Annotated in this window: 7 protein-coding genes; 5 read left to right on the top strand and 2 right to left on the bottom strand. The window is 59.5% G+C overall.

From position 1 onward, the window contains the following. Positions 1 to 939 (top strand): tyrosine-type recombinase/integrase (locus RJQ10_RS03855; RefSeq protein ID WP_350143810.1); only part of this gene is annotated, 939 nt, incomplete at its 5' end. Between the two features lie 103 nt (positions 940 to 1042). Here the strand turns inward: RJQ10_RS03855 and gcvT are convergent. Continuing rightward, on the bottom strand, positions 1043 to 2206 hold the full coding sequence (gene gcvT, locus RJQ10_RS03850; RefSeq protein WP_350143808.1) for a glycine cleavage system aminomethyltransferase GcvT: 1164 nt from the start codon (positions 2204 to 2206) through the stop codon (positions 1043 to 1045). A 137-nt stretch (positions 2207 to 2343) separates the two neighbouring features. Next, positions 2344 to 2973: a helix-turn-helix domain-containing protein gene (locus RJQ10_RS03845; protein WP_350143806.1), complete on the bottom strand. Its 630-nt coding sequence runs from the start codon at positions 2971 to 2973 to the stop codon at positions 2344 to 2346. Positions 2974 to 3205: 232 nt separating this feature from the next. On the opposite strand from RJQ10_RS03845, the gene RJQ10_RS03840 reads away from it, so the two are divergent. From RJQ10_RS03840 to RJQ10_RS03825, 4 genes are read left to right on the top strand one after another with little or no spacing between them, the layout of a single operon-like run. Beyond that, positions 3206 to 4591, top strand: a complete 1386-nt coding sequence (locus RJQ10_RS03840) for an L-serine ammonia-lyase (protein WP_350143804.1) — start codon at positions 3206 to 3208, stop codon at positions 4589 to 4591. A 37-nt stretch (positions 4592 to 4628) separates the two neighbouring features. Continuing rightward, on the top strand, positions 4629 to 5939 hold the full coding sequence (gene glyA / locus RJQ10_RS03835; RefSeq protein ID WP_350143802.1) for a serine hydroxymethyltransferase: 1311 nt from the start codon (positions 4629 to 4631) through the stop codon (positions 5937 to 5939). A 49-nt stretch (positions 5940 to 5988) separates the two neighbouring features. Beyond that, positions 5989 to 6378 (top strand): glycine cleavage system protein GcvH, encoded by a 390-nt coding sequence (gene gcvH / locus RJQ10_RS03830; RefSeq protein WP_350143800.1) that lies wholly within the window; start codon positions 5989 to 5991, stop codon positions 6376 to 6378. Between the two features lie 4 nt (positions 6379 to 6382). After that, positions 6383 to 6793 (top strand): hypothetical protein, encoded by a 411-nt coding sequence (locus tag RJQ10_RS03825; RefSeq protein ID WP_350143798.1) that lies wholly within the window; start codon positions 6383 to 6385, stop codon positions 6791 to 6793. Positions 6794 to 6855: the final 62 nt, after the last annotated feature.

Genomic DNA, 6855 nt, shown 5'->3' with positions numbered 1-6855 from the left:
GCTGATCTCCTGATAGCATCCAAATCAGCCGAGTGGAGCAATCCCAAGCACCTAGCACAGTGGCGCAATACCCTTGAGACCTACGCTTTTCCGGTAATCGGCCAGCTGCTGGTGCACGACATCGCCCTCTCCCACATCACGCAAATTCTTGAGCCCATCTGGACCGTCAAGAACGAAACAGCGAGCCGGTTGCGAGGACGCATCGAAGCCGTTCTCGACTGGGCAACGGTGCGCGGCTATCGGAACGGCGATAACCCGGCTCGTTGGCGAGGGCACCTCGACATGCTGCTGGCGAAGCCCAGCAAGGTTCGCAAGGTCAAACATCACGCTGCGATTCCATGGGAGGAAATCGGGCCGTTCATGGTGGAGCTGCGCTCCCGGGAAGGCACGGGAGCTCGCGCTCTGGAATTCGCGATACTCACCGCCGCTCGCTCGGGTGAAGTCAGGAGCATGACCTGGGCTGAAGTTGATCTTGAGTCTGGCGTCTGGACCGTACCACCGGATCACATGAAGGCTGGCAAAGAACATCGGGTACCCTTGTCACCGTGTGCGATCAAACTTCTCCAGTCTATGGCCGGCGGTGGGGCCACCGACCCCAGTGCATTGGTGTTTCCCGGAATGAAATCCGATGCAAAGCTGAGCGATATGACCTTCACAGCACTGCTGAAACGCCTGGGGCGGGCGGATATCACCGCGCACGGGTTTCGGTCAGCGTTCCGGGATTGGGCCGGTGAAACTACAGTCTACCCCCGTGAGGTGATAGAGCATGCGCTGGCACATCAGCTGAGGGACAAGGCAGAGGCGGCCTATGCCCGGGGCACGTTGTTCAACAAGCGGCGCGATTTGATGGATGACTGGACGCTACAATGCGGCAACCATGAGCATCAGGGGCACCAGGAGCGCCAGGAGCGCCAGGAGCAGCAAGTTTCTCAAACCTGAACGGTTTACCGACAAGAACTGTGTAAACACCAGATCCAGCCTGGCTTCGGAATTGGTTAAATCACAGACAACGGCGTAAAGGTTAGCCCATCGAGCGACAGGCTTACTCTGCATCCCCTATCGAACTGGTATGCGCGTATCCTCGAAAATAGCGCTGGGGTACAAAGGGCATTTTGCTGACGCGCATGGGCAAACGCTTGCCACGCACTTCCGCAAACAGCTCTGTGCCGAGCGCGGCGCAATCGGGGGTGACATAGGCCATGGCGATCGGTGCACCCACACTGGGTCCAAAGGTTCCCGAGGTCACATTCCCGACAGCATTTCCTTCGCCATTGAACAGCTTGGCACCCTCGCGCACGGGTGCACGCCCCTCGCCGATCAGACCTACTCGCTTGCGGCTGACCTGCTGGGTGGCGATCTGCTCAAGTACCAAATCTGCACCAACAAAGCCACCAGGGCGGACACCGTCAGACCGGCGCGCTTTGCTGACCGCCCAGATCAGGCTCGCCTCCATAGGCGTGGTAGTGGCATCCAGGTCATGCCCATACAGACACAGTCCGGACTCGAGGCGTAGCGAGTCACGCGCCCCGAGGCCAATGGGCTCGACTTCATCCTGTGCGATCAACTCGCGCACCACCGCCTCTGCTTCCGCCGCTGGAATGGAGATTTCAAAGCCATCCTCTCCTGTATATCCCGAACGGCTGACAAAACAGTCCACGCCGAGGAGCGACATACCCCGGGAATCCATAAACACCATGCCTGCCGTGTCCGGCGCAAGACGGGCCATTACCATTGCCGCCGCTGGCCCCTGCAGTGCCACCAAAGCGCGGTTGTCGAGCAACTGCATTGTCACTTCGTCACCGAGATTGCCCTTGAGGTGGGCGATATCCTGAGCCTTGCAGGCGGCGTTCACTACCAGGTAGAGGCAATCGCCGTAATTGGTCACCATCAGGTCGTCGAGAATCCCGCCCTCAGCATTGGTGAAAAGCGCGTAGCGCTGCTTCCCTTGGGGCAGGTCGATCATATCGACCGGTACCAGCGCCTCCAGGGCAGCGGCGGAACAGGGGCCGCTCAGGGTTAGTTGCCCCATGTGGGACACATCGAACAACCCTGCCTTGTCCCGGGTGTGCAGATGCTCCTTCATGACCCCCAGTGGATACTGAACTGGCATCTCATAGCCCGCGAATGGCACCATCTTACCTCCCAATTCGAGGTGCAGGTCGTATAGCGGGGTTTTCAGCAGCGCACCTGCAGCCATTCGGGTCATTCTGTTACTCCGCTGAGTCAATGAACCCCGCACACGGCACTTTAAGAAGGAGAGTGCCCATTTCGGGAAAATCGTGACTTATGTTTCATATTGGAAATAATGTAGCGTAGCGTCGCCACCAATGCAATCGATTCGGCTCAAGCGGTTACCCACAGCACCCTGGCATCTTCCTCGCTGGTCGATACGAGGGCATGACCCATCTCACAGTCATAGTAGGCGCTGTCGCCTTCAAAGAGTTCGATCGGCTCATAGAATTCGCTGTAGAACATGACGCTGCCGGAAAGAATGTAGAGAAACTCCTCGCCACCATGGCGTACCCAGTCACCGTATTCATCGAATGAACGAGCGCGCACTGTGGTCTTGTAGGGCAGCATCTTCTTCTGCCGCAGCTGGTTGACGAGCATTTCGTGCTCATATGTTGGTGTGGGGTGGGGCACGCCCTCTCCCGCTCGGGTAATGTCACGCCGTCCGCCAGAGTTGCGGCGCTCAACCGGCTGCGCAAATAGCTGGGGGATATCGATTCCCAGACCCTTGACCAGTTTACTGACCGCACTGAACGTCGGGGAGATCTGTTCGTTCTCGATTTTCGACAATGTGGACCGCGCCAGGCCAGTCAGCTTGCTTGCCTCTTCCAGAGTCAGGCTCTGGCTCAAACGAATCTCGCGAACGCGCTTGCCCAGCTGGAGAGGCTCAACCCTGGCTTCAGCCTGCCTGCGCTGGACCACCAGCCCTTCCTGCTCGCTTAGAAAATGCGGTTGATCCGCCATGTTACTCTCCCGCCCCGTCTAATCGGTTAGCAATACGCCATGCTAACCCAGCCGGATGTCGTCAGATAGCTTCTGTTGGCCGCAAATGATTCGCGTATTATTCGATCCGATATTTCATATAAGAGATTATTGTTGATTATATGAACGCCAATTGCTAGCCTCCGCTTCTACTTGCTCCCGGTGGCTCTCCGGGTCGCGGCTGGGATTTCGGCTTCAACAGAGATTCGATGACATGGCACTCAGTATTTTCGACCTGTTCAAGATTGGTGTGGGACCCTCGTCCTCCCATACCGTCGGTCCGATGGTCGCCGCCAATCGTTTCCTCGGAGAACTCAAGGACCGTGGGCTGCTATCGCAGGTGGAAGGTCTTCGTGCCCACCTGTTTGGCTCCCTGGCAATGACTGGACTCGGCCACGCCACCGACACCGCCGTCATCATGGGCCTCCACGGAGAAACACCTGGAGAGGTCGATGCAAGACAGATTCCAGGGTTACTGTCAGAGGTTGAGCGGACCGGCACCTTACAACTTGCTGGCGAGGTTCCAGTGTCCTTCCTCAAGGCGGATCATCTCTTATTCCATCACGGCGAGAGCCTGCCCAAACACCCCAATGGATTGAGGTTTGAGGCGCTGGACAGCGCGGGCATCATTTTCTACAGCAACGTGTACTACTCGGTGGGCGGGGGCTTCGTTCTTAGCTGCGAGGAGGCCGACGCAACAGGACGCGACCTCACCGCATCACCGGTCACCGTTCCCTACCCGTTCCACGATACACACTCGCTGCTGCAGCAGGCAGAGGACCATGGCTTGACCATCGCGGAACTGGTATTGGCCAATGAGAAGGCATTTCGCAGCGAGGAAGACACCCAGCTCGGCCTGGCCCGTCTGTGGCGAACCATGGATGAGTGCATTCGTCTGGGTTGCGAGGCAACCGGCACTCTGCCGGGCGGCCTCAATATTCCCCGGCGGGCAAACCAGCTTTATCGTGAACTGTGCCAGCAGCCAGAGCGGGGCCTGCGCGACCAGCTCACCGTGATGGACTGGATCAACCTGTACGCCATGGCAGTCAACGAGCAGAACGCGGCCGGTGCTCGCGTGGTCACTGCTCCAACCAACGGCGCCGCCGGTGTGATCCCCGCAGTGCTTGCCTACTACGACCGCTTTGTCCCCAACAGCAGTTCGCACGGGATTAACACCTTTCTCGCCACGGCCGCGGCCATCGGCATGCTCTACAAACGCAACGCCTCCATTTCGGCAGCGGAAGTGGGCTGCCAGGGCGAGATTGGCGTGGCCTGCTCCATGGCGGCCGGAGCGCTCTGCGCAGTGCTGGGTGGCAGCAACCGGCAGATCGAGAACGCCGCTGAAATCGGCATGGAACACAATCTCGGACTGACCTGCGACCCCATTGCCGGGTTGGTGCAGGTACCCTGCATCGAACGCAATACCATGGGCGCGGTCAAGGCCGTCAACGCCGCCCGCCTGGCGCTGCGCGGCACGGGTGATCATCACGTTTCACTGGATGCCGTCATCAAGACAATGCATCAAACCGGCCTCGACATGCAGGCCAAGTACAAGGAAACCGCTACCGGGGGGCTGGCCGTGAATACGGTTGCCTGCTGACCAGGCCATAACGATGCAATATCGGAGTTAAGTAACCATGATCCGTGACGCCACCGAAGAAGCCTACCCATCATCCACCTGTGCCGAATTCTTCACCCGCCACCTTGCTGCAGCCGATCTCGATGTCCAGGCCGCGGTAACCGGGGAATCGCGACGCCAGGCAGACGGCATTGAACTCATCGCCTCTGAAAACATTGTATCCCGCGCAGTGATGGAAGCGCAGGGAACGTCCCTGACCAACAAGTACGCCGAGGGCTATCCGGGCAGACGCTACTACGGTGGCTGCGAATTTGCGGACCATGTGGAGGCTCTGGCTATAAAGCGTGCGCAGCAGCTGTTTAAGTGCACGTTCGTGAATGTCCAGCCACACTCGGGCGCCCAGGCCAACGGAGCGGTTATGCTCGCCCTGCTGCAACCGGGAGACACAATACTGGGCATGTCCCTCGACGCGGGCGGTCACCTGACCCATGGGGCTCGGCCTGCGCTCTCAGGCAAGTGGTTCCATGCCGTTCAGCATGGCGTATCACCCTACAGCCACCGTATCGACTACGATGCCGTTGAAGCACTAGCCTTGGAGAGCCGACCAAAAATGATCATTGCTGGCGGTTCCGCCATTCCCCGCGAGCTTGATTTTGCCCGTTACCGAGCCATCGCGGACCGCGTCGACGCTTATCTGATGGTGGACATGGCACACATTGCCGGGCTTGTGGCAGCGGGAGCACACCCCAGCCCGTTGCCCTATGCCGATGTGGTGACCACCACGACCCACAAGACCCTGCGCGGCCCCCGTGGCGGCATGATTCTGGGCAATAATCCCCAGCTCGGCAAAAAGGTCAATTCCGCCGTATTTCCCGGCCTGCAGGGTGGCCCCTTGATGCACGTCATCGCCGCCAAGGCTGTGGCCCTCGGTGAAGCACTGCAACCGGCTTTTAGCGTTTACATTAAACGGGTTGTCGCCAACGCCCGGGCCCTGGCGGGGGTCATGGTTGAACGCGGTTGTGACATTGTCACGGGCGGCACCGATACCCATCTCATGCTGGTCGACCTGCGGCCCAAAGGCCTGAAGGGGAATCAAGTAGAGCAGGCCCTTGAGCGCGCCGGCATCACCTGCAACAAAAACGGCATTCCCTTCGACCCCGAGAAGCCGACGATCACCTCGGGCATACGACTCGGCACACCCGCAGGCACCACACGGGGGTTCGGTATTGAGGAGTTCTGCCTGGTCGGCCACCTTATCAGCGACGTCCTGGACGCGCTGCAATCGAATCCGGAAGGAGACCAGCGGGTCGAAGCGAAGGTACGGGAGCAGGTACTCGCGCTTTGCGGCCGCTTCCCCCTCTACCGCTAACCAACCCTACCCCTCTACCCGACAACGAAACAGCAACAAGGACTGCAACATGACCCATGCACCCACCGACCTGAAGTACGCCTCTACCCACGAATGGCTGCGGGACAACGAGGACGGAACGTTTACTGTCGGTATCAGCAACCACGCCCAGGAGCAGCTGGGGGACGTGGTATTTGTCGAGTTGCCGGACCCCGGTCTCACGCTTGCGAGGGGTGAGCAGCTCGCAATGCTGGAGTCGGTCAAGGCGGCATCCGATGTCTATGCGCCTGTGGGTGGCGAGGTCATCGCCGTCAACACTGCACTGATGGACGCCCCAGAGCTGGTCAACGAGGCCTGCTACGAAGAGGGCTGGCTGGTGCGGCTGCAAGGGGACGATACCTCGGCACTGGATAAACTGCTCAGCGCAGACGCTTACCTCAGCAGCACCTCGGAGGACTGACAGCATGAACGCTCCCGCCACCGACACTCGGGATACCGCACAGACGGATTCGGACACCCACAGGCTGCCCCTGTCCGTCCTGGAAGATCGCGGCACCTTCATCCATCGCCACATCGGCCCGGACAAGGCCGACCAGCGCGCCATGCTCGACGCTCTGGGTGTGGAATCCATGGAAGTCCTGGTGCGGGAAACCGTCCCCGGCGCAATTCTGCTGCAGGACGCACTGGTAATGGATGAGGGCTGCAGCGAAGTTGAGGCGCTGGCAGAACTGAAAGCACTGGCGACCCAGAACCAGGTATTTAAAAGCTACCTCGGCATGGGTTATCACAACACCCATGTGCCGCCAGTTATCCTGCGCAACATCCTCGAGAACCCGGCCTGGTACACCGCCTCAACGCGCTACACGCCGGAATAAGCCCAGGCGATCGAAGCGTCTGAGCGGAACGTTCATCCGCAGGACTTAGACAGAACGTCCAT

The organism is Haliea sp. (assembly GCF_040222615.1).
Classification (GTDB): Bacteria; Pseudomonadota; Gammaproteobacteria; order Pseudomonadales; family Halieaceae; genus Haliea.
The sequence above is the reverse complement of the archived record's forward strand: the minus strand, read 5'-3'. Positions and strand labels throughout refer to the sequence as shown.